At 66.9% G+C, this 25286-nt stretch carries 26 protein-coding genes, 1 tRNA gene and 1 other RNA gene; 12 read left to right on the plus strand and 16 right to left on the minus strand.

The window, feature by feature from the left end:
* Nucleotides 1-26: 26 nt before the first annotated feature.
* Together V6D40_RS08305 and V6D40_RS08310 are read left to right on the plus strand one after the other, a co-directional pair.
* The gene (locus tag V6D40_RS08305; protein WP_334289891.1) at nt 27-812 is read left to right on the plus strand and encodes a hypothetical protein; all 786 of its coding nucleotides are present in this window, start codon (nt 27-29) and stop codon (nt 810-812) included.
* A 4-nt stretch (nt 813-816) separates the two neighbouring features.
* Nucleotides 817-1197, plus strand: coding sequence for a hypothetical protein (locus V6D40_RS08310; protein WP_334289892.1), 381 nt, complete (start codon nt 817-819; stop codon nt 1195-1197).
* An 18-nt stretch (nt 1198-1215) separates the two neighbouring features.
* Here V6D40_RS08310 and V6D40_RS08315 read toward each other — a convergent pair whose 3' ends face one another.
* Both V6D40_RS08315 and V6D40_RS08320 read right to left on the minus strand, forming a co-directional pair.
* Nucleotides 1216-1794, minus strand: coding sequence for a GH25 family lysozyme (locus V6D40_RS08315; protein ID WP_334289893.1), 579 nt, complete (start codon nt 1792-1794; stop codon nt 1216-1218).
* Nucleotides 1791-2315, minus strand: a complete 525-nt coding sequence (locus V6D40_RS08320) for an NUDIX hydrolase (protein ID WP_334289894.1) — start codon at nt 2313-2315, stop codon at nt 1791-1793. Before V6D40_RS08320 ends, V6D40_RS08315 begins: the two co-directional genes overlap by 4 nt.
* Nucleotides 2316-2382: 67 nt before the next feature.
* On the opposite strand from V6D40_RS08320, the gene V6D40_RS08325 reads away from it, so the two are divergent.
* Entirely contained in the window at nt 2383-3300 is a 918-nt protein-coding gene (locus V6D40_RS08325; protein ID WP_334289895.1) for a hypothetical protein, read from the plus strand.
* Here the strand turns inward: V6D40_RS08325 and V6D40_RS08330 are convergent.
* Nucleotides 3242-4093 (minus strand): S1 family peptidase, encoded by an 852-nt coding sequence (locus V6D40_RS08330; protein WP_334289896.1) that lies wholly within the window; start codon nt 4091-4093, stop codon nt 3242-3244. The genes V6D40_RS08325 and V6D40_RS08330 overlap by 59 nt on opposite strands.
* Here V6D40_RS08330 and V6D40_RS08335 point away from each other — a divergent pair.
* Nucleotides 4092-4280 carry a hypothetical protein gene (locus V6D40_RS08335; protein WP_334289897.1) on the plus strand — a complete coding sequence of 63 codons (189 nt, stop codon included), beginning with the start codon at nt 4092-4094 and terminating at the stop codon, nt 4278-4280. The two genes, V6D40_RS08330 and V6D40_RS08335, sit on opposite strands and share 2 nt — an antisense overlap.
* 24 nt (nt 4281-4304) lie before the next feature.
* Here the strand turns inward: V6D40_RS08335 and V6D40_RS08340 are convergent, their stop codons facing one another.
* The 5 genes from V6D40_RS08340 to V6D40_RS08360 are packed head-to-tail and all read right to left on the minus strand — an operon-like array spanning nt 4305 to nt 10521.
* Nucleotides 4305-4442, minus strand: a complete 138-nt coding sequence (locus V6D40_RS08340) for a hypothetical protein (protein ID WP_334289898.1) — start codon at nt 4440-4442, stop codon at nt 4305-4307.
* Between the two features lie 12 nt (nt 4443-4454).
* Complete coding sequence (gene thrC / locus V6D40_RS08345; RefSeq protein WP_334289899.1) at nt 4455-5894, minus strand: threonine synthase; 1440 nt, start codon at nt 5892-5894, stop codon at nt 4455-4457.
* A 26-nt stretch (nt 5895-5920) separates the two neighbouring features.
* The gene (locus tag V6D40_RS08350; RefSeq protein ID WP_334289900.1) at nt 5921-6217 is read right to left on the minus strand and encodes a hypothetical protein; all 297 of its coding nucleotides are present in this window, start codon (nt 6215-6217) and stop codon (nt 5921-5923) included.
* A gap of 9 nt (nt 6218-6226) precedes the next feature.
* Nucleotides 6227-9253, minus strand: a complete 3027-nt coding sequence (locus V6D40_RS08355) for a bifunctional [glutamine synthetase] adenylyltransferase/[glutamine synthetase]-adenylyl-L-tyrosine phosphorylase (RefSeq protein ID WP_334289901.1) — start codon at nt 9251-9253, stop codon at nt 6227-6229.
* Nucleotides 9193-10521 (minus strand): glutamine synthetase family protein, encoded by a 1329-nt coding sequence (locus V6D40_RS08360; protein ID WP_334289902.1) that lies wholly within the window; start codon nt 10519-10521, stop codon nt 9193-9195. Before V6D40_RS08360 ends, V6D40_RS08355 begins: the two co-directional genes overlap by 61 nt.
* A gap of 722 nt (nt 10522-11243) precedes the next feature.
* Here V6D40_RS08360 and V6D40_RS08365 point away from each other — a divergent pair.
* Together V6D40_RS08365 and V6D40_RS08370 are read left to right on the plus strand one after the other, a co-directional pair.
* Entirely contained in the window at nt 11244-12239 is a 996-nt protein-coding gene (locus V6D40_RS08365) for an endonuclease domain-containing protein (RefSeq protein ID WP_334289903.1), read from the plus strand.
* A 38-nt stretch (nt 12240-12277) separates the two neighbouring features.
* Nucleotides 12278-13891: a CYTH and CHAD domain-containing protein gene (locus tag V6D40_RS08370; protein ID WP_334289904.1), complete on the plus strand. Its 1614-nt coding sequence runs from the start codon at nt 12278-12280 to the stop codon at nt 13889-13891.
* Between the two features lie 6 nt (nt 13892-13897).
* On the opposite strand, the gene V6D40_RS08375 is transcribed toward V6D40_RS08370, so the two are convergent.
* Nucleotides 13898-14113, minus strand: coding sequence for a hypothetical protein (locus tag V6D40_RS08375; RefSeq protein ID WP_334289905.1), 216 nt, complete (start codon nt 14111-14113; stop codon nt 13898-13900).
* Nucleotides 14114-14154: 41 nt separating this feature from the next.
* Here V6D40_RS08375 and V6D40_RS08380 point away from each other — a divergent pair, with 41 nt between their 5' ends.
* On the plus strand, nt 14155-15363 hold the full coding sequence (locus tag V6D40_RS08380) for a galactokinase family protein (protein ID WP_334289906.1): 1209 nt from the start codon (nt 14155-14157) through the stop codon (nt 15361-15363).
* Here the strand turns inward: V6D40_RS08380 and V6D40_RS08385 are convergent.
* The 5 genes from V6D40_RS08385 to V6D40_RS08405 all read right to left on the minus strand — a co-directional run bounded on the left by V6D40_RS08385 (nt 15360) and on the right by V6D40_RS08405 (nt 20204).
* Nucleotides 15360-16754 carry a ribonuclease catalytic domain-containing protein gene (locus tag V6D40_RS08385; RefSeq protein WP_334289907.1) on the minus strand — a complete coding sequence of 465 codons (1395 nt, stop codon included), beginning with the start codon at nt 16752-16754 and terminating at the stop codon, nt 15360-15362. The genes V6D40_RS08380 and V6D40_RS08385 overlap by 4 nt on opposite strands.
* A gap of 26 nt (nt 16755-16780) precedes the next feature.
* Nucleotides 16781-17198: RNase P RNA component class A (gene rnpB / locus V6D40_RS08390), an RNA gene on the minus strand.
* 45 nt (nt 17199-17243) lie between these two features.
* A complete protein-coding gene (locus V6D40_RS08395) occupies nt 17244-18368 on the minus strand; it encodes a bifunctional RNase H/acid phosphatase (RefSeq protein WP_334289908.1) in 1125 nt (374 codons plus the stop codon).
* Complete coding sequence (locus tag V6D40_RS08400; RefSeq protein ID WP_334289909.1) at nt 18368-19063, minus strand: zinc ribbon domain-containing protein; 696 nt, start codon at nt 19061-19063, stop codon at nt 18368-18370. The genes V6D40_RS08395 and V6D40_RS08400 overlap by 1 nt, the downstream gene beginning before the upstream one ends.
* A 4-nt stretch (nt 19064-19067) precedes the next feature.
* Nucleotides 19068-20204, minus strand: coding sequence for a Nif3-like dinuclear metal center hexameric protein (locus tag V6D40_RS08405; protein ID WP_334289910.1), 1137 nt, complete (start codon nt 20202-20204; stop codon nt 19068-19070).
* On the opposite strand from V6D40_RS08405, the gene V6D40_RS08410 reads away from it, so the two are divergent.
* The 3 genes from V6D40_RS08410 to V6D40_RS08420 are packed head-to-tail and all read left to right on the plus strand — an operon-like array spanning nt 20199 to nt 22212.
* Entirely contained in the window at nt 20199-20852 is a 654-nt protein-coding gene (locus V6D40_RS08410; RefSeq protein WP_334289911.1) for an HAD hydrolase-like protein, read from the plus strand. The genes V6D40_RS08405 and V6D40_RS08410 overlap by 6 nt on opposite strands.
* Nucleotides 20842-21309 carry a low molecular weight protein-tyrosine-phosphatase gene (locus V6D40_RS08415; protein ID WP_334289912.1) on the plus strand — a complete coding sequence of 156 codons (468 nt, stop codon included), beginning with the start codon at nt 20842-20844 and terminating at the stop codon, nt 21307-21309. The genes V6D40_RS08410 and V6D40_RS08415 overlap by 11 nt, the downstream gene beginning before the upstream one ends.
* A gap of 6 nt (nt 21310-21315) precedes the next feature.
* Nucleotides 21316-22212: an SURF1 family cytochrome oxidase biogenesis protein gene (locus V6D40_RS08420; protein ID WP_334289913.1), complete on the plus strand. Its 897-nt coding sequence runs from the start codon at nt 21316-21318 to the stop codon at nt 22210-22212.
* A gap of 7 nt (nt 22213-22219) precedes the next feature.
* On the opposite strand, the gene V6D40_RS08425 is transcribed toward V6D40_RS08420, so the two are convergent.
* Nucleotides 22220-23914 (minus strand): flavin-containing monooxygenase, encoded by a 1695-nt coding sequence (locus tag V6D40_RS08425; protein ID WP_334289914.1) that lies wholly within the window; start codon nt 23912-23914, stop codon nt 22220-22222.
* 50 nt (nt 23915-23964) lie between these two features.
* Between V6D40_RS08425 and V6D40_RS08430 the strand changes: the two genes are divergently transcribed.
* Nucleotides 23965-24525, plus strand: coding sequence for a hypothetical protein (locus tag V6D40_RS08430; RefSeq protein WP_334289915.1), 561 nt, complete (start codon nt 23965-23967; stop codon nt 24523-24525).
* 151 nt (nt 24526-24676) lie between these two features.
* A tRNA-Val gene (locus tag V6D40_RS08435) sits at nt 24677-24749 on the plus strand.
* Between the two features lie 61 nt (nt 24750-24810).
* On the opposite strand, the gene V6D40_RS08440 is transcribed toward V6D40_RS08435, so the two are convergent.
* Nucleotides 24811-25230, minus strand: a complete 420-nt coding sequence (locus tag V6D40_RS08440; RefSeq protein ID WP_334289916.1) for a DUF3052 domain-containing protein — start codon at nt 25228-25230, stop codon at nt 24811-24813.
* Nucleotides 25231-25286: the final 56 nt, after the last annotated feature.

The following is a 25286-nucleotide window of genomic DNA, read 5'->3' on the forward strand; positions in this document are numbered from 1 at the left end:
GCAACTGCGCCCCGCGAAAGGTAGCCATGACCTCGCCCAACTTCGGTGGCCCGCACGGCCCCGGTCCCAGCGGAAACAACTACAGCAACCCCCAATTCGGCGGTTCCACAGCCTGGAATGGCGGCGGGCAACCGGGTCAGCCGGGGCAGCCACAGTGGGGCGTAAACTTCCAGCACCCGCAGCAGCCGCAGCAGGCGCCTGCAGCGAAGCGCAACCTAGATCTCGGGTGGCCCGCGTGGGCGTACCTCGGCCTGACGCTGCTTACTTTTGTCGGCAGCTTCTTCACCGTGGTGACGTGGGCGGCCGGCCTCGAGGGCATCGGCTCCGCCGGCGTGAGCTGGAACTGGTGGGGCGCCTTCTCATACGAGGGCACCGGGCTCGGATCGATGGCCACCGAGTACATCCCCGCCGAGCTCGGTTACGACAGCGGCATGGTGGTTTCCACCGTCGCCGTCCTGCTCCTTCTTGCCGCTACGTGCGTTCTGATGTTCCTCGGACGCATCCGCCCGGGCGCGATTCTAGGCATCGTCGCCTCCGCGGCGCAGCTGGTGATTGTGATCGTCTCCTTCGCCGAGATCGACACCAACTTCGGCATGCACATGGGTCTGGGCTGGTTCATCTGGCTGGTCGCGGCGCTGGCTGGCCTGGCGATCTCCATTTACCTCCTCGCCACCGGCCGCGGCAAGAAGATCGCTGCTCCGCAGAACCCGTACGCGAACCCGGGCGCACCGGCCCAACCGGCGCCACAGCAGTGGGGTCAGCAGTACCCGAACCAGCAGGGCCAGCAGGGCCAGTGGGGCCAGGGGCATTAGGGCAGTGAAGCACTCCAAAATAGGCGCGGCCGCGGTGGTCGCCCTCGCACTAAGCACGGGCGCCTGCGGCGGCGGGGCGGGCAGCGCCGGACAGACCGCGCTTGAGGCGCCGACGTTTGTCACGCTGGATAACCTTCACGGAGCTGACGTGGAGATCACGAAGCGCCAACCGCTGGTGATCCCGGTCGGCTACGACCAGGACGCCTCGGCGTGGACGAGCGGCGGGGTGGACGACGAGACAGTGGCTACGTTCGTGCCGGGATCGAAAGACGGGAACACGGAAACGAACCCGGGGTTTCACGCCGTGGGCAGCGGCACGACGGGCGCGCACCTGACTAACCCGGCGACCGGCGAGGACATCGAGTTCACTATCACGGTGAAGTAGGCCGACAGTAACCCAGAGCTACCGCGCGAGATTCAGATCCACCTCGACGCCGCCGACGCGTCCTCGCGAGGTGAATTGCCAGACCGCGGGCTCGGGCATGCCGAGCTTCTTCGGCCAGTCGGATGAAGACGGCAGCTGGTCTCGAAACGGGTCGGTTGTGGGGTTGGTGCCCCAGTGGGCAAGCCAGAGTTTGCCGAAGGCGTGGGCGTCGGCAAGCAACATGTGCCCCCGCCAGTACCGTGCGGTGGTGTAGATCCCCTCGACCGCAACCCCCGCGGTGGTCAAGGCGCGGTGGGCTGCGCTGACGTCTGCGAGCGTGAGCCCCGCGGGCGATTCGACGTCGATCCAGACAGGCAGGCGCGCGTCCCCCATCACCTCAAGCGCTGCGCTGATTTGCTTGTCGACGCCCTCCCCCTCCCCCGGAGCCCTCAAATAGTGGTACGCGGCGACCTCGACCCTGGCCGCCCGCGCGTTGGCCAGGTGCGCGGCGAAGGCGTGGTCGCGGTAAGTTCCGTCGGTCGTGCGCAGGATGGCGAAGTCGAAGCCGGTGAAGTCGAATTCGCGCTGGTGCTCGGAGACGTCGACGCCGAGCCTCATCGTTTAGTGAAACCCATCCGCGGTGCGAAACCGGCGGGGTGCTTGCGCTGGGCGGCGGCGTCGCCGATGACCAAGCGCCACTTCGGGTCCGTGACCGGCATGGTGGAGATCGGGAACCACCCGACGTCGGTGGATTCGTCATCGCCGACAACTGGTGCCGCGGCCGGGTCCACCGGCTCCATGCGCAGCTGAATGGACATGTAGCTGGCTTTATCGCCGTTGCTGTGGGTGACGGGGCCGACCGCGCCGACGCCCAAGATCGCCGCTGGGACGACCTCCACACCGGTCTCCTCGCGCACCTCGCGCACGGCCGCTTCGTGGGCCTCTTCGCCCGGGTCGGCGATGCCGGTCACCGGTGTCCACTCGCCGTTGTCGGTGCGCTTGACCAGCAGCACCTCCGGCACGGCCCAGGCGGAATTGTCCGTGGAGTCGCGCAAAACGACGGCCGCAACGCTGGGCAGCCACATGAGGTCGGTGCCGATCTTCTCCCGCGTCGCCGCGATGAATTCTGGGATTGGCATGCTGCGTCCTTCCTGGTCCTTCCTGCGCCGGGTGCGTGTGGTGTTCGAGTGTAGACTTCCATGCATCATGAGCACCCTGCACACCCCAACGAGCGAACCGGAGCTGCCCGCGGAGACCGCGCCTGGCACCGCACCCGCAGCGCCCAAGCGCAGCTTGATCGCCCGGCTGCCCGGTCCGGTGTTTGTGGTCGGGTACGGGGCGCTGCTCATCGCCGTGGTGGTCGCGGTAGCGATGTTCGCAAGCTACGAGTCCGGCTCGGGCACCGGGCCGCTCACGTCGGCCGCCGCGAAAGAGCAGGAACCGATGCAACCGTGGAACCCGGCACCGCGCGACGAGGACAACGTCCGCGAAAGCATCCGCAGCTACCTGATCACCGACGTCGAGACAGGCGTGACGGACACCGGCGTGATGCTACGCGGAGAGATTACGGACTTCGCGGTGGCGAACCTCGCCGAGTTCACCGGCCACCTCTCCCGCCTCATGCAGCAAAACTGCCTGGACACCGTGGTGCTGACCACCCCCGACAACTTCCGCATGGAAATTCTCGGTTACTGTTTCGCCTCGCCGGACCTCGAACCGTTAACGGAGTTCACCAGCTACGCGCTTGAAGAAGACGCGGATTCAATCGCGTTCGTGGATTACTACGGCAAAGACGGCAAAGAAATCGGGATAAACTGGTTGAACCTCGCGTCTGACGCCAAGCTCGAGCAGCTGGATAAGCAGTGGGACAAAACCGAGCGCCCCGCCGGGTTCAACCAGCTGCGGTTCACCGCCTACACGCCGAACGAAGCGTACGTGCGCGACGATGTGAAGGACGTGGGCGTCCGCGTGGCCCGCGGCCCGCGGTTCACCGCGGTCGACGAGACCGCCGAGCGCACCACCACGCCGCAGCCGACCGCGTACATGCTCAGCACCGCGCCCTCGGCTACCACGACTGGCTCACCCACGCCGGATCAGGAACCGCGGCGTGAATCGCACTCATAACCTGCTCGACGTTGGAGTAGCTCATCCGCTTCGGGTTCTCCATGCCCTCGAAGCATTCCTCGTCGGAGCGGCCGGCCTCGGTGCCGGACACCACGCCAACGATCACGGCGCGCCCGTTCACCTCGCTGAACACTGGGCCGCCTGAGTCGCCCGGCGAGACACACACCTCTGCAATATCGCCGAACGTGGAGCGCGGGATGTCGACGTCGGTGTCGGTGATCTGCACGCGCTGCGTCTCCAAGAACGGCCCGCACGTGTAGCCGGTGGTGCTGCCGGTCTTGCACACACGGCCGAGCTCCGGGATGTCCTCGCCGATGCCGGTCGGGATTGGCGCGCCGATGACATCCATAAACCGCTGCGGGTCGGTGATCTCGATAATGCCCACGTCCACACCGTCGCCGTCCTCAGCAAACAGGCCGGAGTACACAAACCTGCCCGCCTCGACCTGGTAGTCGGTGGCGTACTCGGCGTTCGTCGGCCACACCAAGTCGCCCACCTTGCCGCAGTGGCTGGCGGTGACGGCGAAATTCCGGCCGGACGTGTCGGAGAAAGAAAACGCAACGGTGCAGGCCTGCGCGGTGAAGCTCTCCCCCGGCTGCGGATAGTGGTCTGTGGTCTGGATCTTTGTTCCCGGCGCCCACAGCGCGTACTCGGGAACGAGGATCCGGTTGCCCGGCACCGCATCACCCGCAGGCGCACCCGCTGGCGCACCTGCCGGCGCCTCGCTTGGCGGGGTGCGCACCTCTTCTTGCGCTTGACGCTCAGCCACTGTGCCGGTCGGCGCCTGCGACATGGTGACCCCCATCCAGGTCACAGCGGCGACCAGCATCAACACCGCGACGACGGCGAAAACCCAGAATGCGCCCAGGCCTTTGCGGCGCGTCGGCGGCGCACCGGCGGGCGCGGCTTCGGGCCACGTCTTGTCCGGATACGTCCACTGCGGCCCGTCCGCGGTTTGGTACTTCTTCGCCGCGTCGTAGCCGTTCGGCTCGTTCGAGTACGTGCTACTCGCCCGCCTCGTCCGCCGCCTTGTCCGAGGCGGCGGCGTCGGTCTCCGCGGCCTGGATCTTCAAGTCGCGGATGAACTTCTCGGGGTCGAACTCGGTGAAGTAATCCGGTCCGGCAAATTGCTCCTGCGCCACGGCTTTCGCTCCTTAGACCTCGGTGTTCTCGATCGCGTCTGCGATGAACTGCTTCACCGCGTCCACGTCGTTCGGCAGGTCAGCCACGTGCCGGCCCGCGTTCATAATCTCCGCAAACCGCTCCGGGACCTCGGGTGCGGCCCCGACCGCCTCCACGATCGTGTCGGCGAACTTCACCGGCAGGGCGGTCTCAAGAACAATGATTGGCGTGTCAAGGGCATGTTGCTTAGCGACGCCCACCCCATCCGCCGTATGCGGATCCACCAGCACCCCGTACTCGTCCTTCACTGCCTTGATCGTGGCGAGTCGGTCCGCGTGCGTCGACGTGCCGGAGAGGAACCCGTATTCGTTTCGGATGCGCTCGAGGACCTCCTCACTCACGTCGAATCCGCCCTCTTTGACCTTGGTGCCGAAGTACTCGGCGGTGAGGCTGGGGTCGCGCAACGTTGCGTCGAAAAGCATCCGCTCGAAGTTGCTCGCCTTGGAGATGTCCATCGACGGCGAGGAGGTCGCGTGCGTCTCCGCCGCGGAGCGCGGGCGGTACTGGCCCGTTTGGAAAAACTCGTGCAGCACGTCGTTCTCGTTGGTTGCGACGATGAGCTTGTCAATCGGCAGGCCCATTTGCTTGGCAATGTGGCCCGCGCACACGTCGCCGAAGTTGCCGGTGGGCACGCAGAAGCTCACCTTCTCGTCGTTCGACTCCGTGACCTTGAGGTAACTCGAAATGTAGTAGACGATCTGGGCCATCAGGCGCGCCCAGTTGATGGAGTTCACCGCGCCGATGGAGTACTTCGACTTGAAGCCGGCGTCAGCGCTGACCTCCTTGACCACGTCCTGGCAGTCGTCGAAGACGCCGTCGAGCGCGATGTTGAAGATGTTCGGGTCGTCGAGACCGAACATCTGCGCCTGCTGGAACGGCGTCATGCGGCCCGCCGGGGTGAGCATGAAAACGCGGATGTTGTCGCGACCGCGCATCGCGTACTCGGCTGAGGAACCGGTGTCGCCGGAGGTGGCGCCCAAGATGTTGATCTCTTCGCCGCGGCGGCCGAGCTCGAACTCGAACAGCTCGCCCAAAAGCTGCATCGCCATATCCTTGAACGCGGCGGTGGGGCCCTCGGAGAGGTGCGCGATGTAGAGCTCGTCGCCCAGCTTGGTCACCGGCACGATCTCTTCATCGGCGAACTTGCCGCCCTCGGTGGTGTAGGCGTTCGCCGTGAGCTCCTCGACCTTCGCCGGCGGGATGTCGTCGGCAAAAAGCTTGACCACCTCGGCGGCCAGCGCAGCGTAGCCAGACGACGCCAGCAGCTCGCGCCACTGCGTGAGCGTCTCATCCGTGATCTGCGGGTACACAGCAGGCATGTAAAGCCCGCCGTCGGGGCTTAAGCCACCCAGCAGGATGTCGGTGAAGGTCTGCCTAGTCGCCTGCGTATCGCGCGTCGAGATGTAATCCACGGGTGTCTAGCTTACCTTGGCACTGCTTACCGACGCGGCGGTTCCTGCCTCCCCGTGAGGATATCCACCACCGAGCGAATCGCCGCGTCGCCCAACTGCGGCAGCGGGCGGTGGGACGTGTCCGCGGACTCCGCGGGGGCGCTGGTGCGCGCCGGCTTGGCCTGGCTTGCGCGCGCCGAGGTGTCTACCTCGATCGAAAGCGCCGCGCCGTCGAGTTTCACCGGCGCGGCGTCGGCCACGCCGGCAACGCGCGCCGCGTCCACAAGCGCCACGAGGTCGGCGAAGGTCGCGTTGTCGAGGTCAATACTCATGTTCACTGCCATACCCCACTTCTACTCGAACTCAAGCGAAGGCGCCTCACCCCAGAACACTCCCTCCACCACGCCGTGGGCCCGGCGAGTGATGCGCAGGTAGTCCTCGAGAAACTCCTGCTGGTTGTCCGGGTCGTAGCCGGCGGAGCCGGCAACCTGGGCCAGGTGCGGGCCCGGCGCGGGCAGCTGGTCGGTGCGCTTGCCGGCGACGAGCACGAGCGCGTTGCGCGCGCGGGTGGCGGTGAGCCACGCGCTGCGCAGAACGCGCGCGTCGGAACCGCTGATCACGTCCGGATCGTCTAACTCGGCGAGGTAGTCCAGCGCGGCCAGGGTGGACGTGGTGTGCAGCTCGGCGTGCTCGTGGGCGTGCATCATGGTTAAAAGCTGGACGGTCCACTCCACGTCCGCGAGCGCGCCGCGGCCCAGCTTGGTGTGCACGGAGCGGTCAGCCCCGCGCGGCAGGCGCTCGTTGTCCACGCGCGCCTTGATGCGGCGGATCTCGCGCACATCGCTCTTGTTCGCGCCGCCGGCCGGGTAGCGGAACTCGTCGATCATGTGGAGGAACTTCAGCCCCACCTCCTCGTCGCCGGCGACGGTGGTGGCGCGCAGCAGCGCCTGCTTTTCCCAGACTTCGCCCCACTCGCGGTAGTAGCGCTCGTAGGAGGCGGTGGTGCGCACCACCGCCCCGGAGCGCCCCTCCGGCCGAAGGCCCAGGTCGACCTCGAGCGGCGGGTCGCCGGACGGCTTGGACAGGCGGGTGCGCATCTGGTCGACGATTCGCGACGCCCACGCGAGCGCCTCCGACTCGTCCTCGCCAGCGACCGGCTCGGCGACGACCATCACGTCTGCATCGGAGCCGTAGCCCAGCTCCGCCCCGCCGAGGCGGCCCATGCCGATGATCGCGATGCGCGCCGGCGCGTCGTCAACGCCGCGCTCTTGAAGGTCGGAGCGGATCTCGGCGACCAGCGCCGCCTGCAGCACCGCCTCCCACACGATGGTCAGCTCCAAGCAGACCTGGCGCACGTCCATCATCTGCAAAAGATCGGCGGAGGCGATTCGGGCCAGTTCCGCGCGCCGAAGCGAACGCGCAACACTGACAGCCTTGTCCGCGTCGTCCTGGTAGCGCTTCGACGCGGAGATGATCGCCTTCGACACCTGGTCCGGCGCTGGCTCGAGCAAGCGCGGTCCGTTAGAACCGTCTCCGAGCAGCTTCACCACTTCCGGCGCGGCGATGATCAGGTCGGATGTGTACGGCGAGTTGCCCAGGATTTTCATGAGCCGCATGCCGACAACGCCTTCGTCGCGAAGCATGCGCAAAAACCAGCTCTTGTCCTCGGCTGCCTCGGACAGCTTGCGGTAGTTCAGAAGGCCCGCGCCGGGGTCGGCGGTGCCGGCAAGCCACGTCATCAGCGTGGGCAGCAAGATTGCTTGCAGCTTCGCTTTGCGAGAGGTGCCCTTGACCAGCGCGGTCAGGTGGTCGTACGCGCGGGCCGGGTGGCGGTAGCCCAGCGCCGCCAGGCGCGCCTTCACGGCGTCGGCGCTGAGCTCCGCTTCGCCGACGCTCAGATCCACAACGGCGCCAAGCAGCGGGCGGTAGAAGAGGCGCTCGTGCAGCGTCGAGACGGTGCCGCGCACCCGCTTGAGCTCTGCTTCCATCTCGTCGATTGAGGTCTTCGCCTTGCTGGGGGTGAACCCGCTCGCGCGCGCGAGCCACCGCTTGCGCTTCTCGTCGTCGTCCGCCGGCAGCTGGTGGGTGCGGCGGAAGCGCTGCAGCTGGAGCCGGTGCTCGAGCAGGCGGAGGAACTCGTAGGCCTCGATGAGCTGGCTGGCGTCGTCGCGGCCGACGTAACCGCCGTCTTTGAGCGCCTCGAGCGCGTCGATGGTGTTCGGGGTGCGCAGCGTTTCATCGATACGACCGTGCACGAGCTGGAGGAGCTGGACGGCGAACTCCACATCCCGCAGCCCCCCGTTGCCCAGTTTGAGCTCGCGGGCGCGCTCATCTTTCGGCACATTCGCCAGCACGCGCCGACGCATCGCTTGGACGTCCTCGACGAAGCTTTCGCGTTGCGACGCCTCCCACACCATCGGCGACACCGCCTCGAGGTACGCCTCGCCGAGCTCCATGTCGCCGGCCATCGGGCGGGCCTTCAGCAGCGCCTGGAACTCCCAGGTCTCGGCCCATCGTTTGTAGTACGCGCGGTGGGAATCGACGGTGCGCACCAGCGCCCCGGACTTGCCTTCGGGGCGCAGGTTGGCGTCGACTTCGAAGAACGCGGCGGAGCCGACTTTCATGAACTCGGCGGCCGCGCGCGTGATCTTCGGCGTGACGGGTTCGGCGACGAAGATGACGTCGACGTCGGAGATGTAGTTCAGCTCGCGGGCGCCGCACTTGCCCATCGCGATCACCGCGAGACGGCTGTCCGGCTCCTCGTCGCCGTAGACGCGCGCGAGCGCCATGTCGAGGGCTGCAGTCAGCGCCGCGTCCGCGATTGAAGTCAGCGTCTCCGTCACCGCGAGGTAGCCCAAGTGTTCGCCCTCGCCGTGGCCTTTCACCTTGGCAAACGTGCCGGCCAAGTCGGCGGCCGCCACCCGCGTGATCAGAGTGCGGTAGGCGCTTTTCAGGCTGGCCTCGTCGGCGCCGTCCGCGCTCGCGGCCGCGCGCATGAACACGAGCGACTCCTCCGCGCTCGGCACCGGCTGCGCCAGCGCGGGGGCGATGTCGGGGTTGGCGATGAGGTGATCCGCCAGCGCCGTCGATCCGCCCATCAGGGCGAAAAAGCGGGTGCGGTATAAGGGGTCGTCGATAAGCAACTGCTTCACGGCCGGCCAGCTGCCGCACGCCTGCATGAACCGGTGCGTGTTGTTCAGCGCCAAGTCCGGGTCGCTGGAGCCGGCGAGGGTCCACAGCAGCTCATCGCTGTCAAAGCCGAGCTCTTCGAGGTCCTCGGCGGCGCGGGGGCTGGTGAGGCCGAGCTTTGCGGGGCTGATCACAGGTCCAGCCCGGAGTCGATCTCCCACGGCGTGATCTGGGAGGTGTAGTCGTGCCATTCGTCCCACTTCGAGCGGAGGAAGAACTCGAAGACCTGCTCGCCGAGCACCTCGGCCATGAACTCGGACTTCTCCAGGTGCCGCAGCGCCTGGTCGAGCGAGTTCGGCAGGTCGCGGTAGCCCATCGCGCGGCGCTCGCGCCGGGTCAGCGCGAACACGTCGTCGCGGGCCGGTTCGTCCAGCTCGTAGCCGTTTTCGATGCCCTTCAGCCCCGCGGCGAGCACGGCCGCGAACGCCAGGTACGGGTTGCACGCGGAGTCCAAGGACCGCACCTCAATGCGCCGCGACTCCGCCTTGTGCAGGCGGTACGTGGGCACGCGCACCATCGCGGAACGGTTGGAAATGCCCCACGTCGCGGCCGTCGGCGCCTCGGAGCCGAACTGCAGGCGCTTGTACGAGTTCACCCACTGGTTGGTCACCGCGGAGATCTCGTTCGCGTGCTCGATGATGCCGGCGATGAACTGGCGGCCCACCTTGGACATGCTGATCTCATCGTCCGGGTCGTGGAACGCGTTCGTCTCCCCCTCGAACAGGGAAAAGTGCGTGTGCATCGCTGAGCCGTCCAGGTCCGGGAACGGCTTCGGCATGAACGTCGCGTGCACGCCGTTCGACTCCGCCACCGTCTTCACGATGTACTTAAACGTCACGATGTTGTCCGCCATTGTCAGCGCGTCCGTGTGCCGCAGGTCGATCTCCTGCTGCCCCGGGCTGGCCTCGTGGTGGGAGAACTCCGTGGTGATACCCATGTATTCAAGGGCAGAAATTGCTTGACGACGCAACTTCGGCGCCTCATTACGCTTCGCCTGGTCAAAGTACCCACCTTTGTCCGCGGGTGTGATCCCCTCACCGTCAGGTTTGACCACGTAGAACTCAATTTCGGGGCTGGCGAAGAACTCGAAGCCCATCTCGCGGGCGGCGTTCATCTGGCGGCGCAGCACTTGCCGCGGGTCCGCGTACAGCGGGTCGCCGTCCGGCATCGTGATGTCGCAAAACATACGGGCCGTTTGCAGGCCGGCGTTCTCATCGAACGGCAGCGGCTGGTACGTACTCGGGTCCGGCCGCAGCAGCGTGTCCGACTCTGAGATGCGGGAGAAGCCCTCAATCGAGCTACCGTCGAACCCCACGCCCTCCTCGAAGGCGCTCTCCAGTTCCGCCGGCGACATCATCACTGTTTTCAGACTTCCGAAGATGTCCGTGAACCAGAGTCGGATGAACGCAATGTCCTGCTGTTCCACCAGTCGCAGCACGTTATCGGTCTGAGAGCTCATAGGGGGCAGTTTAGCTTTCGAGCGGGTCGCTTTGCCCGCTTCTGGCGCGCTGGCGCGGGGGGCGGATGAAGGATGGCGGAAGTACGGCCAAGAAGGGGCATATCCGCCATCCGCCGGACGCCCTCCGCTAGACGCCCCCTTGCACGGTGAAGACCGGCCCCAAGCGATTTCGCCACGCGGCTCCGGGGACATGGGCAGCGGCTTCAGCTGGCTCGGGCGTCGGCTCCGGCTGCCCCGCCACCCGCTTCCATCCCAGGGGGGCGGATGAAGGATGGCGGAAGTACCGCCAAGAAGGGGCATATCCGCCATCCGCTAGACGCCCTCCTCCAGACGCCCCCCTGCACGGTGAAGACCGGCCCCAAGCGATTTCGCCACGCGGCTCCGGGGACATGGGCAGCGGCTTCAGCTGGCTCCGGCGTCGACTCCGGCTGCCCCGCCACCCGCTTCCATCCCAGGGGGGCGGATGAAGGATGGCGGAAGTACGGCCAAAAAGGGGCATATCCGCCATCCGCCGGACGCCATCCGCTAGACGCCATCCGCCGGACGCCCTCCGTCAAACGCCCCCTAGACGCTCAAACCCGCCCATTGCCGAGCGCCCAGCCCGCAAGTGGGTTAATCTGCCACCGGAGAGAGCCGATACGCATCGACCTCGCAGGGGAACGCACTCGGGGGAACACACTCGGGGAAACACAAGTGGGGAACTATTTCGGGGGAAATGGGAAATGGGAAATATGGACAAGGCTGCGCTGATCAACCTGTTGGTCCGCCCTGGCGACGCTGATAAGCAACCGTGCAAGAAACTTTCCAGAAACAAATTCATCGCCCTATCTGACTGGGAGGCGCTGAAGCGCCACGAAGCGGAGTTTCTCCGCGCGTACGCGATGGGCGCAGGCTCCCCCACATCCGCGCTAGTACTGCGCTCGGCCGCGGCGGTGCACAACATGTGGACGATGCCAGTCTCAGGGGCGGCGGAAACACCGGTCTATCTTGCGAACCCGAAGAGCCGTCCACGGGGCAAAAAGTCCTGGCCAACCGGTGTCGAGTATGTGCGGATGAGCATCCCAGAGATAGACCTGTACGAGTTCAATCCCAAAGGCACCGAGGACACGCTGCGTCTCACCACTACCGTGCGAACGGCCGTCGATATCGCGCGGCTACACGGGGTGCGCGCTGGCGTCGTCGCCATGGATTCGCTCTTCACCACCGCGCAAACCAAAAAGGAGCGCAACCAAATCAAGGCAAAGCTCGAGACAACCATTGACAGGATGAGCGGGAAGATGGGGATCGATGACGCTCGCCAAGCGCTGGAGTGGAGCTCCACCCTTTCCGAGTCGCCGTACGAAACGCTTGTGCGCCTCTTCCTCCAGGAGCGCGACATCGTCGTCCAGGAGCAGATGTGGATAGGCCAGTTTGCGCGCGCCGACCTACTCTGGGGCCAGGTCATCATAGAGATCGACGGCCAGGTCAAACTCGACGACAACCCAAAACAAACTGCGATTGACCAGCTTGAGCGCGAGAACTGGCTTCGCTCGCAGAACTACGAGGTGGTGCGCCTGACCACGCACCTCATCAAGACCGACGAGGAAGAGTGCGTGCGCCGCATCGTCGAGATGCACGAGCGCTCGCTCAAACTTCCTCCCCCACTCACCGAAGCGACTCACCGCCGCCCGACCCGCGGCGTCGACTGGCGAAGCAGCAGCTACATAACCCAGCCGTGACTATGGTTGTGGTGAACCAACGAATTAGGAGGGTAACTATGGGTGAGAAAGCCAAAGCCGAGCGCCACCTCGAGGTGGAGATCAAGCTGGCCGTGGACGAGTCGACCTCTGTCCCGGACCTGACGCAGCTGCCGGGCGTGGAATCCCTCTTGGGCACCACGCAGCACAACCTCTCCGCCGTGTATTACGACACCGCCGACCTGCGCCTGACGCGCTCCAAGATCACGCTTCGCCGCCGCACCGGCGGGGAGGATGACGGTTGGCACATGAAGCTTCCGCTTGACGACGGTCGCCAAGAACTCCGTGCCCCACTCGGAGAGCCCGGCGCGATCCCGGAGGAGCTCATCGAGCCGGTGCGCATCATCGTGCGCAACGAGCCGCTCGAGCCTGTGGCGCAGGTGGATAACCGCCGCGTCGAGTCGAAGCTCGCCGGCGAGGACGGCAACCAGATCGCGGAGTTTTGCGACGACCACGTCACCGCCTGGTCTCTGCTGCCCGGCGGCGAGCGCACGTCGTGGCGCGAGTGGGAGCTCGAGTTGGCTGAGTCGGTGGCGGAGACCGACGAGGGTGACTCCATCATTAGGCAAGCCACGTCGTTTCTGATCAACTCCGGCGCCCGCAAGTCCTCGTCGCCGTCGAAGCTGGCCACCGCCCTGGGCGAGACGATCAACACCGCGCCCCTGCCGCCGCACCTGGTGGAGGCGGAGCTGGAGAAGGACTCGCCCGCCGCCGCGGTCATCGACGCCCTTCGCGCGCAGCGCAACGCGATCGTCGACTGGGAGCCGCGCGTGCGCGCCGACGAGTTCGATTCGGTGCACCAGCTCCGCGTGGCCACGCGCGAGATGCGCTCGCTGCTCGAGACCTTCGAGGGCATCCTCGAGGGCGACACGCTGGAGGAACTTGAGGGCGAGCTGAAGGAAACCGCCGCCGTGCTCGGCGTGGCGCGCGACGCCGAGGTGGTCGAGGAGCGGTTCTTAGAGCTGCTAGAGAGCGACGAGAGCGGTCTTATCGACGCCACCGCGTCCTCCCACATCGAACAGGACATGCGACGCGACTACGAAAAAGCCCACGGCGAGATCGTGGAGATGCTGAACTCGGAGCGGTTCCTGAACCTGCTCGACGCGATCGACAACCTCTTGGCCGAGCCGCCGGTGGCCAAGGCCGACGGCGACTCCGAAGACGAGGACGAGGACAGCGACAACAAGGACCTCAGCGAGAAAGAATCGCGCGAGATCATGGTGGAGCACCTGGAGAAGGCGTTTAAGAAGGTGCGCAAGCGCGACGCAAAGGTCCAGGAGCACTACCACGACACCGAGCTTCCGTTGCACGAGCGCGAGGAGTACGTCCACGACGTGCGCAAGGCTGTGAAAAAACTGCGCTACGCGACGGCCGCGGCGGAGTCTGCCGGCATCAAGACGAAGCGCCTAGCCAAGGCGACCAAGCAGCTGCAGACGGTGCTGGGCGACTTCCAGGACGCGGTCACCTCGCGCGACCGCATCATGCGGCTCGCCGAAGAGGCGCGCGAGCGCGGCGAGGACACGTTCGCCTACGGCATGCTCTACGAGCGCGAGCTCGCCCGCGGCAACAAGGCGCTCGCCGGGTACGACGAGGCAATGCGCGAAGTGAAGAAAGCCTTCAAGAAGCTTTCCTAGAACGCTTTAGCGCTCCCAGGAGGCCGGCTCGCCCCAGTCATCGTCGGCCTCCTCGGCCTCATCTGCGTCGTCGGCGCGCTTGGTGCGCTCGGCGGCGATAGCAAGCGCCTGCTCCGCCTCCTCGCGGGTGGCGTAGGGGCCCATGCGGTTGTCCCACGAGGCAACTTTGCCCTGGGTCACTTCGCCGGTGGCGGGGTTGTAGTAAAACTGCTCGTCGCTCATGGCCGCTTACTCTACCCTCGCCGGTTGGTAGTGTGGTGCGCATGCCGATGTGGAATCCCCCTGCTCATTCCCCCGCCGAGCGCGCCGCGGCGGCGCATCAGAACCGCACCAAGAAGGCCCCGGCGCACACTGCGTCCGCGCCGGGGACGTGGGTGCTCATCGGGGAAAACGTCGACCATTTCGGCGGCGTGACCATCATGGGGCTGTCCAGCCTTCGCGCCGCGGCGAGCGTGAGCCCGCGCGAGGACGGCACGATCGCGCTGCACGCCGAGGCGCCCTACGCGGCGACGATTGAGCGCGAGGCCACACTCGCCCAGCTCGGCGCCGGGGAGATCGAAGACCCGCTGATGCGCCGCATCACGGGGCTTGTCCAGACGCTGATCCACCGCCAGGTGCTCTCCCGCGACACGGCCGGACTCGACATCACGGTGGTCTCGGACGTGCCGATGGGCGCAGGCCTTGGTGCGCTCTACGCCGCCGACGCCGCGATCGCGCTGGCGCTTGCGGGCGCGAACCCGGAGCTCAACGAGCCGCCGATGCGCGCGCGCTTGGCCGAGATCTGCTCCCACGCCGCCGCCACCTACTCGTCGCTCGCGGTGTTGCGCGCGCGCCACACGGTCGCGCTGCGCGGCGCCGAGGGGCAGGTCAGCGTCGTCGATTACGCGGACGGCTCGGTTGCGCCGGCTCCGCACCCGGGCAAGCTGGGCGTGCGCATCTTCTCGGTGTCGGAAAAGCTGGGCCTCCCCCACGGCGAGCAGAGGGAGCAGATTGCTTTACGACGCGACTTCATCGACGCTGCGGTGGCGAATTTTGGGGTGGCGTCGTTAAGAGAGCTCCCCGACAACGTGGAGCGGGTCGTCGATTGGGTCCAAGCGCGGCGCGATACGGGGGATGCGGACGCGCCGGAGCCGGCGACCGCGCGCCAGTGGGTGCAGTTCTGCGAGTCTGAGACGCTGCGCAGCATGGCCACTGCCAAGGCGCTGCGCTCGCGCCGCGGAAACGAGCTGTTTACGCTGCTGAACTCGCCGAACGAAGCGCACGATATCGCCACCCCCGATGCGCTCGTCGCCTTGGCACTCGAGCGCGGCGCGGTGGCGGCGCGCCCCGCGGCCGCCGGCACGTCGCAGGCCGTGATCGCGTTTGTGCCGGTGCGCGAGGCGGACGGCTTTGCCCACCAGTTCGCCGAGGACTTCGAGGTGGTGGAGGTCGTGCCCGGCGCGCCGGCGCGCGTGGAAGAACCCACCAGCTAGTCAGCCGGCCAGGCGAACTCCACCTCGCGCTCTTTCGCGTCGGCGCGGATCAGCGAGAACATCGCCTCGATGCCCTCGGCCGGCGCGCCAATGGACGGCGCCAAAAGCGGCGGCTGCGTGACAAAGATGCGGGCAGGATCGCTCGGTTCGGCGCCACGTTTGAGCACGATCCCGCCGAAGTTGTGGCCGACCCACGGCGCGAGCACGGTCGCCTCGGTAAGGTTCAGCGCCGCCTTTTCCACCATGTTCGCCAGTTGGCTGGTGCGCGCCATGGTCTGCAGGACGGTTGGCGCGCCGTCGCGGACCCAAGACGGCACCTCGTAGCCGCCGCAGATGGCGAGGCAGACTTCGGTTGCGTAGCGATCAATCAGCCTGCGCAGCGGCGCGGTGACGTGGCTGTAGTACCCGCCGATACCGGCGTGCACCTCGGGAGCCTTCTCGCTTAGGTCCACGTACCCGGAGCCGCGCAGCAGCTTCTTCGCCTCCCGCATCACGGCGGCGCCGCGCGGCGTGTCCGCGTCCACCCCGGCGAGGAACTCGCCGATGCCGCCGGTCACCTCGTAGCCCAGGTTGCGCGCCTCGCGCCGAAACTCGGCTTCCGCCTCGGCCGGCGCCGGCCCGAGCGTGCGCAAAAACCCCTCGCCTGCCTCGACCATCATCCGCCCCGCCACCATGCCTGTGAGCAGCGAAATCTCCGAGTTGTAGTCCATCACAGCGTGCCGCGGCTCGATCATCAGCTCAAAGGCGCCGTCGGCGGTTTCGACCACGCGGATCGACGGCAGCCGCAGGTTGATCGCGGCGCGACGCAGGGAGGATTGCTGCCGCAGCTGGCCGACGTGGGGCAGGTTGCTTATCGACGGATGCTCATCCCCCCTTTCCAACGCCTCCTGCACACCGTCGTAGTCCAGCCGCGCCACCGAGTGCACCAGCGCGCGCTGAACGTGGGCGTGTTCCACCTCGCCGGCGCCGTCCAGGTCAAACGTCCAGAGCACAGCCGGACGATCCACGTTGGGAAGTAGCGACGCCGAGCCTTCGGAAAGCACTGCCGGGTGCAGGCGGGCCGGCTCGTCTGGCAGGTAGATGGTCTGGCCGCGGATAAGCGACTCGCCCTTCACCAGCGAGCTGGGTTCGACGAAGGCGGCGACGTCTGCAATCGCGTACTGCACCCGGTACCCGTCGCCGCGCGGGGCGATATGCACCGCTTGGTCTAAGTCTTTGGAGCCCGGCGGGTCGATGGTGACGAGTGGGATATCGCGGGCGTCGGTGCGGTGGTTGGCGTGGGCGTCGGCAAGCATGCCTGCCTCTGCGACAACCTCTGGATCGAACGCCGTGCGCACGTTGAACTCCTCGGCCAGCGGGCGGAAGTTCAAGGGCGCGGCGTAGAGCTTCATACGTTGCCATGGTGCCAGAAGTGTGGCGAATGAGTTGGTCTATGAGCCGGATTCTGTCTCCCTCGGGGTTTGCCCCTCGGGCGGCGATCATCCATCTGGGCCACCCATTGCTGGGCGCCTCAAGCAGCTACCTTCGGACTGGGCGGGCAGCCTCATCGCGTCCGACGACCTCCGCCGTGTTGCAGGCGGGGGCTCTTGCCTTGCTCCCGGTGGGGTTTACCTGGCCGCCTGTGTCACCACAAACGCCGGTGCGCTCTTACCGCACCCTTTCACCCTTACCCGCACGCAAAACGCGCGGGCGGTTTGCTCTCTGTTGCACTTTCCCGCGGATCGCTCCGGGTTGCCGTTAGCAACCACCGTGCCCTACGGAGTCCGGACTTTCCTCGACCTGTGCCTTTTCGCTTGAGCGACGGTTCACAGCGCCGCGATCACCCGACCAACTCATTCGCGCCCTGAAATGTTACGCCGAGCGTAACCGGATGCAAAGCGCTAGCGGTGGTGGGCGACGTCATTGAACGTGCGCACCACGCCGTAGTCGCCGTAGAACTCCACCACGCTGACACTCGCAAGGTCCAAGAACATGTGCTTGAAGCTCTCCGCGTTGGAGCCGAGCGCCTGGCGGATAACGGACTTGATCGGCATCATGTGCGTGACCACCAGGATGGTCTGGCCCTCATGCGCCTCGAGCGTTTTCAGGCGCGCGCGGGTGACACGGCGGTGGAGCGCGGCGACGGTCTCGCCGCCCGGCGCGTCCGCGTGCGGTCCCTCCCACTCGGCGCCGAGGCGCGCGGCGGCCTCGTCCTTGGTCAGGCCCTCGAGGTCGCCGAAGTCGATCTCGCGGAAGCCGTCGACGGTCTCGATACCGTCATGGTCGATGCCGAGCGCGTCGGCACAGTAGCGCGCGGTTTCCAGCGCGCGCTTTTTCGGCGAGGAGACGATCGCGTCGATCGTGCCCATGGCCGCGATCGCCTCGGCGGCGCGCTTAGCCTGGGCGCGGCCGACCTCGGTGAGCTCGGGATCCGAGGAGCCGGAGAAACGCTTCTGGGCGGAGTGCTCGGTTTGGCCGTGGCGCAGCAGCACGAAGCGGGTGCGCGGGGCGTCGGTGCCGGACCAGTGCGCGGGCGAGGCTGTCTGGTGTGCGGCGGGCTTGGCCGATGCGGAAGCGGCGGGCGCGGCCGACGGGGTGTCCAGGATGCGGGGCGTGCCGTCCTTCGCGGCGGCGTCCATAGCCACGTTCGACAGCTCGTCGGCCTTCTTGTTCTTCGCGCGCGGCACCCAGGTGTAGGTGACGCGCTCAAATCCTTTGGCCAGCTCGCGGGCCTCGAGGGCGAGCTGCTTCATGTCCGGGTGCTTGATCTTCCAGCGCCCGTTCATCTGCTCGACGACCAACTTGGAGTCCATCGAGACGCGGACCTCGGTGGCCCCCAGATCCTTCGCGGCCTCGAGGCCGCGGACAAGGCCGTAGTACTCGGCGACGTTGTTTGAGGCCTTGGCGCCGACGACGTAGGCGATCTCCGCGAGCGTTGCGCCGGAGTCGTCGTAGATCACGGAGCCGGAGCCGGCGACGCCGGGGTTCCCGCGAGAACCGCCGTCGCAGAAGAGCGAGACGCGCATTACGCCTCCGGGGAAGACGCGTCCGGGGAAACGCGCACGAGCAGGGTGCCGCAGTTCGGGCAGGTGGGTAGCTCGTCGTCTTCGGCTGCCATCACTTCGGCGCGCTCGGAGGGCGGGAGCTGGATGTAGCAGGAGTTGCAGGTGCGGCCGTTGAAGGAGGCGGCGCCGACGCGGTCGTAGACGTCCAGCACGTCCGCCGGCAGCTGGGTGCGCAGCTCCTCGGTGTCCACAACCTCGGGCTCCGGCAGTGCGTCGACGGTGCGCTGGGCCGCCTCGACCTTGCGGGTCGCCTCATCAAGCTGGGCGCCGTGGACGTCGCGGTTGTTGCGCAGCGCCGCGATCTCGTTGTGGGCCTCTTTGAGCTCGTAGCGAAGGTCGGTCAGGCGCGCCTCGGTGGCAGACAGATCGTGCTGCAGGTCCTTGCGGCGCTCGTTGTCGGTCTCTGCACCCAGCTGCGCGACGTCGTCCTTCTTGCGCCGCTCGAGTTTGCGCGAGTCCTCCTGGATGCGGCGGATCTCAAGCTCCATGTCGTCGACGGCGAGTTGGGCGGACGAGGAGGCGAGCTGGAGGCGGTCGCGGGCGTCGATAAGCTTGGAAAGCTCCTGCTCCTCCGGACGGTGCACGGGCCTGCGGCGCGCGCGGTCGGCGTTGGCCAGCTCAAGCAGGACCGGTTGAAGGTTTGGGCTTAAGTGCACGTGACTACTCCTTTACGGACGGGTGCGCGGAGATGGTCCACGGATCAGTGCGGATCGGGATGATCTCGGTTTCAACGTCTAGGCCTGCCACGATACCCGCGGCCTGCTGGGTCCACGGAAACTCGCTGGCCCAGTGGGCGGTGTCGATCACAGCCGGTCCGCCGGCGCGCAGGTGCTCGTCCACCGGGTGGTGGCGCAGGTCGGAGGTGACGTACACGTCCACGCCCAGGCGGGCGACGTCGGCGAGGAACGAGTCGCCCGCGCCCGAAGAGACCGCCACCTTCTTCACTTTTCTGTCCGGGTCGCCGGCGGCGCGCACGCCCCACGCGGTCTCGGGAAGCGCGTCGGCGACTTGCTGGGTGAACTGGCGAAGCGTCATGGCCTCAGGCAGCTCGCCGATGCGGCCCAGGCCCGTGGCGTTGGACAAGTCGCGCGTCTCCTCCATCTGGACCACGTCGAACGCCGGCTCTTCGTAGGGGTGGCAAGCGCGAAGCGTCTCAACCAGCGTGCGGCGCAAGCGCGTCGGCGCGACGAACTCGACGCGGGTCTCGGTCGCGCTGTGCGCCTTCCCAATCTCGCCCTCGGTGGGGTTCGCGCCGTCGACGGGCGTGAACGTGCCGCGGCCGTCGGTGTGGAACGCGCACTCGCGGTAATCGCCGATCTCGCCAGCGCCGGCGTCGAATAGCGGGCGCATCACGCGCTCCACGTCGGCCGGCGGGATGTGCACGCCCCAGTGGTCGATGCCTCCGGTAAACACCGGTTTGATCGGCCGGCCCGGGGTGATGCCGACCAGCTCAGCCAAGCGGTCGCTCACGCCGGGGCGGGCGGAATCGGCGTTGGTGTGCGCGGCGAACAGCGCCACCCCGCCGCTTAAGAGCGTGTGGATGACCTTGCCCTTCGGCGTGTTCGCAGCGACGGAGTGCACGCCCTTGAGCAGCAGCGGGTGGTGCACGACCAGCATCTGCGCGCCGCGGGCCACCGCCTCCTCGGCGACGGCCAGCGTGCAGTCGAGGGCGAACGCCACGCGGGTCACCTCAGCCTCAGGGTCGCCGCAGATCAGCCCGACGTGGTCCCAGCTTTCAGCCAGGTGCGGCGGGTAGGCGGCTTCCAGCTTGTCAGCGATATCCTGAACTGTGTGCATGACCTCAACCATAAAGCGACGTTGCTTTTTGACGTCGACGGCACCCTGATCGACTCCTACCCCGGTATCCGCGAAGGCTTCGTCCGGGCGCTTAACGCGATCGGCCACCCGGTGCCCGACGAGAGCTTTCTCAAGCGCATCCCCGGCCCGCCGATGCGCGAGTCCATGACAAACGCCGGGTTGGACGGCGATCAGGTAGAGCGCGCCATGGAGGTCTACTCCGACTTCATGAGCGGCGAGGGGTGGCAGGATTTCACCGTCTACAAGGGCATGGCTGATCTTGTGGCGAAGCTTCGCGGTGAGGGGTTTGGGGTGGTGACGGCGACGTCCAAAAGCGAAAAGTTTGCTTCCCTGGCCTTGGAGCGCGCAGGCATTCTCAAGCACGTGGAGTTCTTGGGCGCCGCGAATGCCGACGTGGGCCGCGTGACCAAAATCGACGTCATCCGCCACGTGCTGGATAACGTGGAGGTAGTCAACCCGCTGATGATCGGCGATCGGATGCACGACTACGAAGGCGCCGCCGAGTTCGGCCTCGATTCCGTGGCCGTCACCTGGGGCTACGGTGACGAGGACGAGTGGTCGCGCGCCACCCACGTGGCCCGCGACGCAAGCGAGCTGGAAGGGATTGTGAGAAACCATGCGCATTGATTTCGTTTGCACCGGCAACATCTGCCGCTCCCCCATGGCCGAGGTGATCGTGCGCCAGAAGTTGGAAGAGGCGGGCCTTGGCGGCGAGGTCCAAGTCACCTCCAGCGGCATCGGCGACTGGCACGTCGGCCGCCCGGCGGACACACGCGCGCTGGCTGAGCTTGCCGCGCACGGCTACGACGGCTCCGCCCACCGCGCGCAGCAGTTCGGCTTCGAGCAGGAGTCGGCGGACCTCATCGTGGCGCTGGACACCAACCACGTCTCGGAGCTGGTCGCACGCGGCGTGCCGGAGCACAAGGTACGCCTTTTGCGCTCCTTCGACCCGGACCCGGCAGCGGCCGAGGAAGGGGTCAAAGACCCGTACTACGGCGGGCCCGAAGGCTTCACGCTCACCCGCGAGCAGATCGAGGCGGCGTCCGCCGGCATTATTGCCTGGGTGCGCGAGCAACTAGACTAGGCACCCGTGGCAGCGAAAAACGGCAAATCATGGGCGCGGACGTTCCTCACGCCCGGCTGGGTCATCGCCGCGCTGCTGATCATCACGTTCTCCTATTTCGCGTTCACGTTCCTCGCTCCCTGGCAGCTCGGCAAAAACGAGCGCCTCGAGCAGCGAAACGAGCACATCGTCGAGGCCTTCGAGCACGACCCGGTGCCGGTGGCGACCAAACTCGGCCCCGGCGGCACGCTCGAGGCGGACAACGAGTGGTCGCGCGTCACCGCCACCGGCCGCTTCCTCCCCGAAGGTGAGGTGCTGCTGCGCCTGCGCCCGGTCGACCGCGTGCCCGCGTTCCAAGTCCTGACCCCGTTTCAGCTCACCTCCGGCGAAACCGTCGTGGTCAACCGCGGGTGGGTGCCCGCAGTCGACTCCACAAAGGTGCCGGAGTACGACGCCGCGCCAACCGGTGATGTGACGGTTCAGGGCATGCTGCTTGCCGACGAAGGCGTCCACCCCACCACCCCCAACATCGACCAAGGCCACCAGATGGTCTACTCCATCAGCCCCCACCAGATCGGGGAGCTGACCGGGATCGACGTTGTCAGCCCCTACATCCAGCTCACCAGCGACTCGGCCGCGGTGCTGAACGCAATCCCGCTACCGCAGCTGGAGACGGGCAACCACCTCTCCTACGGCCTGCAGTGGATCGCGTTCGGCCTCCTCGCGCCGGCTGGCCTGATCTACTTCATCGCCGCGGAGACCAAGGAGCGCCGCCGCTACCGCGACGAGCAGGACGAGCTCGCGGCGCTGACCGCAGAGACCGCGCCGGCCGAGCCCGCTGAGCCCACGGCCGCCCCAGCGCGTTCGCGCTACGGCCACGCGCGGCGCAACCACTGGGCCGAGGACGACGACCAGCGCGTCTAGCTCGGGTTTAGCTGAAGCGCAGCCCCGCGTACGAGCCCTCCGCCCGCCACGCATCCAGCAGCTTTCGGAACACCGTGATGCCCTCGGGGAAGAGCTGGTTTGTGTAGGCGCCGTCGCCGTGCTCGTAGCCGGTGTAGTAGCCGGGCACGCAGGTCTCGAATGCGGCGCGCACGCCTTCGCCCCTCTCGCGCACGGTTGTAGCCCACGTCTCGGTCGCCTCGGCGGTCGGCTCGACGGTGATGGCGCCGCGCCGCTTCGTTTCCGCGATGATGTCTAGGATGTGCTCGGCCTGCGTGGTCAGGCCCGAGGTGTTGTTCGCCGTCAGCGCGTTTTGGCCGGTGCCGATCTGGAAGTGGTTGGGAAAGCCGTCGGCCATGGCGCCGTGGAGGGTTTGCAGGCCGTTGGCGTAGTGGTCGGTAAGACGCTCGTCGCCGCGGCCGCGCACGTCGAAACCGGTGCGCGTCAACGGGTTGCCGGTGGTGTCGAAGCCGGTGGCGAAGATGATGCAGTCCGCGTCGAAGGTGCGGTCGCCCGCGTGGAGGGTTGTCCCTTGGATGTGGCTCAGGCCGGTTGAGGGGGCGTCGATAAGCGTGATGCTCTCGTCGTTGAATGCCTCGTAGTAGCCGTTATCAAAGGTCACGCGCTTGCAGCGGCGGCTGTAGAAGGGCTTGAGGGCGTCGGCGGTGGCGGGATCGGTGACTTGTGCGTCAATCAGGTCGCGGATCTCGCCCATGATCGCGGCGTCCTCGTCCTGCGGGTTGTCGGCGGTGAGCAGGCGGCGGGCGTGGACGGTGAAGTTGTCCTGCACCTCGTCGTGCGGCTGGAGGAAGCCGGAGGTGTTGAGGTCGTAGGTGAGGATGCGCTCGCGCTGCCACCCCGCGGGCTGGGCGGTGAACCACTCGGGGTCTGTCGGCGTCGTGTCACGCTCGCCCACCGCGGGCCCCGGCGTGCGCTGCACCGCGTAGACGTGCTTGGCCTGGCCGACGAGCGCGGGGATGATCTGCACCGCGCTCGCTCCGGAGCCGACGACCGCGACCGTCTTGTCCACGAGCTTGTCCAAAACCGGATTCTCCGGCGAGCCGCCGGTGTAGTTGTAGTCCCAGCGCGAGGAGTGGAAAGCGGTCCCGGTAAAGGTGTCCATGCCGCTGATCTGCGGCAATGCCGGCGCGCCGAACGCGCCGTTGGAGCGGATGAGGAAGCGCGCACGGATCTCATCTCCGCGGTTAGTCTCAACGACCCACTCTTCGTTCTTATCGTCCCACGCCGCACGGATCGCGCCGGTGTGGAAGACCGCGCGGTCGTAGAGGCTGAAGTGGCGCCCGAAGTGGCGGCAGTAGTCGAGGGTCTCGTGCGCCATCGGGTAGCGCGAGGACGGCACGTAGCCGGTCTCCTCCAGAAGCGGGTAGTAGATGTAGCTCTCCACATCACACTGCGCGCCCGGGTAGCGATTCCAGTACCAGGTGCCGCCGAAGTCGCCGGCTTGGTCGACGATCATGAAATCGCTGTGGCCCACCTGCGTGAGCTGCGCGCCTAGGATCATGCCCGCGAACCCGGCACCAACGACGAGGATCTCGGTGCTGCGGGAAAACGGCTCGCGCGGCTTGATCGGCTCCCACGGGTCGTCCGTGATCGGGGTGGTAATACTCGGGGCTTTCGCGCCCGCGCGCTTGTCCAGCTCTTCGCGGTAGCGGTGGTCAATCATGGTTCACAGACTCTATCGGCCCCGTGATTCCGCCGCTAGGATTGTCACCCGTGGAGCACATTTTGACTAACGACGACCACGCCAAACTCGACCACGCCTTCTCCCTTTTAACGCGCGCCGGCGTCCGCCTCGCCGAGGATATCGAGCCGGACGACATCGAGGACGCGATTGCCGACGACCCCGCGGGCTTCCGCACCGCCCCACTGACCACGCTTGCCGGGCTTTGCGACCCCGACGCCCACCCCCTCATCCACAACGCCGTCATCTCGGGCGGCGACGCCGGTATCCCCGCCGTGGTCGAGCGCTTCGCCCGCGCCGCCGGCGTGTCCGCCCACGACATCGCCGTCATGTCCGACCCGGGTTCCGACGGCGCTTCCGGTTCCGTCCGCATCCGCTTCGACGAGTGGGACGTCGCCGACATCGACTACGACTTCTCCGGTTCTGGCCAGGACTTCGAGCTGGACGTCGTCGCCGCCGCCCTGCCGGTGGGTGCGATGGCGGCAACCTTCCCCACCCCGGACGGCCGCGACGTCACCCTTTTCCTCCCCGCCGGCGCCGACGAGGACGCGGTCGACGCGCTCATCGACGCGATCGAGGCAGAGTTCGCCTAGCGGCGCGCCGGCGACCCACGTTGATAGCGGGTAACTCCGGGCTGCTTCCCCGTTTCCGCAGGTCGCCGTCGGCGGGTCCGCGAGTTACCCGCTATTACCGACCCGGCCCTTTTGTTGACGCCGCTGGCGGTCTGCTACGATGAAACAACTCGCGCCGTTAGCTCAGCTGGAAGAGCAACTGGTTTACACCCAGTAGGTCGGGGGTTCGATCCCCTCATGGCGCACAAAACTGCGAAGGCGCTCTCGGAAAACCCGGGAGCGCCTTTCGCATGCGGCTGCTCGGTCCTACTTCTTGGTTTGTGGGGCGGCGAGCAGGGAGCCCTGCCACTCGCCGAAGCGGTCGGCCTTCGTCTGCACGAGGCCGGCCAACTGCGCGGATTCAGCGATCTCACCGGGTGCCACGCCGCCGGAGGTACCTGCTGCCGGGGTCAGCAGCCATACGCGGCCGCCGTCGGAGAGGTTGCGGATGGCGTCGACAAGCGAATCGACCAGGTCCCCGTCATCGTCGCGGTGCCAGAGCAGGACGAAGTCGCACAGCTCGTCAGAGTCTTCGTCGAGGAGCGGCTCCCCGATGGCGTCTTCGATCGCCTCGGAGATGGTCGAATCGGCGTCGTTGTCCCAGCCGATCTCCTGGACGATGTCGCCCTCTTTCACTCCGAAGCGGGCGGCGTACGTGTCTCCCCCGGTGGCAACCAAGGTCGGCATCCTCCTTGTTCGTGGCAATAAATCGACTTCCAGTTTACCGCCGGATGCGCGCCGCC

Source organism: Corynebacterium sp. Marseille-Q4381 (assembly GCF_036881695.1).
In the GTDB taxonomy this organism is placed as follows: Bacteria; Actinomycetota; Actinomycetes; order Mycobacteriales; family Mycobacteriaceae; genus Corynebacterium.

Coding starts and splice junctions, on each gene's coding strand:
- V6D40_RS08395 (WP_334289908.1), bottom strand. CDS start 18,368: ATGCGCGTCTCGCTCTTCTGCGACGGCGGTTCTCGCGGGAACCCCGGC.
- V6D40_RS08385 (WP_334289907.1), bottom strand. CDS start 16,754: ATGAAGCTCTACGCCGCGCCCTTGAACTTCCGCCCGCTGGCCGAGGAG.
- V6D40_RS08360 (WP_334289902.1), bottom strand. CDS start 10,521: ATGAGCTCTCAGACCGATAACGTGCTGCGACTGGTGGAACAGCAGGAC.
- V6D40_RS08370 (WP_334289904.1), top strand. CDS start 12,278: ATGGGTGAGAAAGCCAAAGCCGAGCGCCACCTCGAGGTGGAGATCAAG.
- V6D40_RS08405 (WP_334289910.1), bottom strand. CDS start 20,204: ATGCACACAGTTCAGGATATCGCTGACAAGCTGGAAGCCGCCTACCCG.
- V6D40_RS08425 (WP_334289914.1), bottom strand. CDS start 23,914: ATGATTGACCACCGCTACCGCGAAGAGCTGGACAAGCGCGCGGGCGCG.
- V6D40_RS08315 (WP_334289893.1), bottom strand. CDS start 1,794: ATGAGGCTCGGCGTCGACGTCTCCGAGCACCAGCGCGAATTCGACTTC.
- V6D40_RS08440 (WP_334289916.1), bottom strand. CDS start 25,230: ATGCCGACCTTGGTTGCCACCGGGGGAGACACGTACGCCGCCCGCTTC.
- V6D40_RS08325 (WP_334289895.1), top strand. CDS start 2,383: ATGAGCACCCTGCACACCCCAACGAGCGAACCGGAGCTGCCCGCGGAG.
- V6D40_RS08355 (WP_334289901.1), bottom strand. CDS start 9,253: ATGGCACGACTACACCTCCCAGATCACGCCGTGGGAGATCGACTCCGG.
- V6D40_RS08415 (WP_334289912.1), top strand. CDS start 20,842: ATGCGCATTGATTTCGTTTGCACCGGCAACATCTGCCGCTCCCCCATG.
- V6D40_RS08320 (WP_334289894.1), bottom strand. CDS start 2,315: ATGCCAATCCCAGAATTCATCGCGGCGACGCGGGAGAAGATCGGCACC.
- V6D40_RS08305 (WP_334289891.1), top strand. CDS start 27: ATGACCTCGCCCAACTTCGGTGGCCCGCACGGCCCCGGTCCCAGCGGA.
- V6D40_RS08330 (WP_334289896.1), bottom strand. CDS start 4,093: ATGTCGCAGGCGCCGACCGGCACAGTGGCTGAGCGTCAAGCGCAAGAA.
- V6D40_RS08335 (WP_334289897.1), top strand. CDS start 4,092: ATGGTGACCCCCATCCAGGTCACAGCGGCGACCAGCATCAACACCGCG.
- V6D40_RS08350 (WP_334289900.1), bottom strand. CDS start 6,217: ATGGCAGTGAACATGAGTATTGACCTCGACAACGCGACCTTCGCCGAC.
- V6D40_RS08375 (WP_334289905.1), bottom strand. CDS start 14,113: ATGAGCGACGAGCAGTTTTACTACAACCCCGCCACCGGCGAAGTGACC.
- V6D40_RS08365 (WP_334289903.1), top strand. CDS start 11,244: ATGGGAAATATGGACAAGGCTGCGCTGATCAACCTGTTGGTCCGCCCT.
- V6D40_RS08380 (WP_334289906.1), top strand. CDS start 14,155: ATGCCGATGTGGAATCCCCCTGCTCATTCCCCCGCCGAGCGCGCCGCG.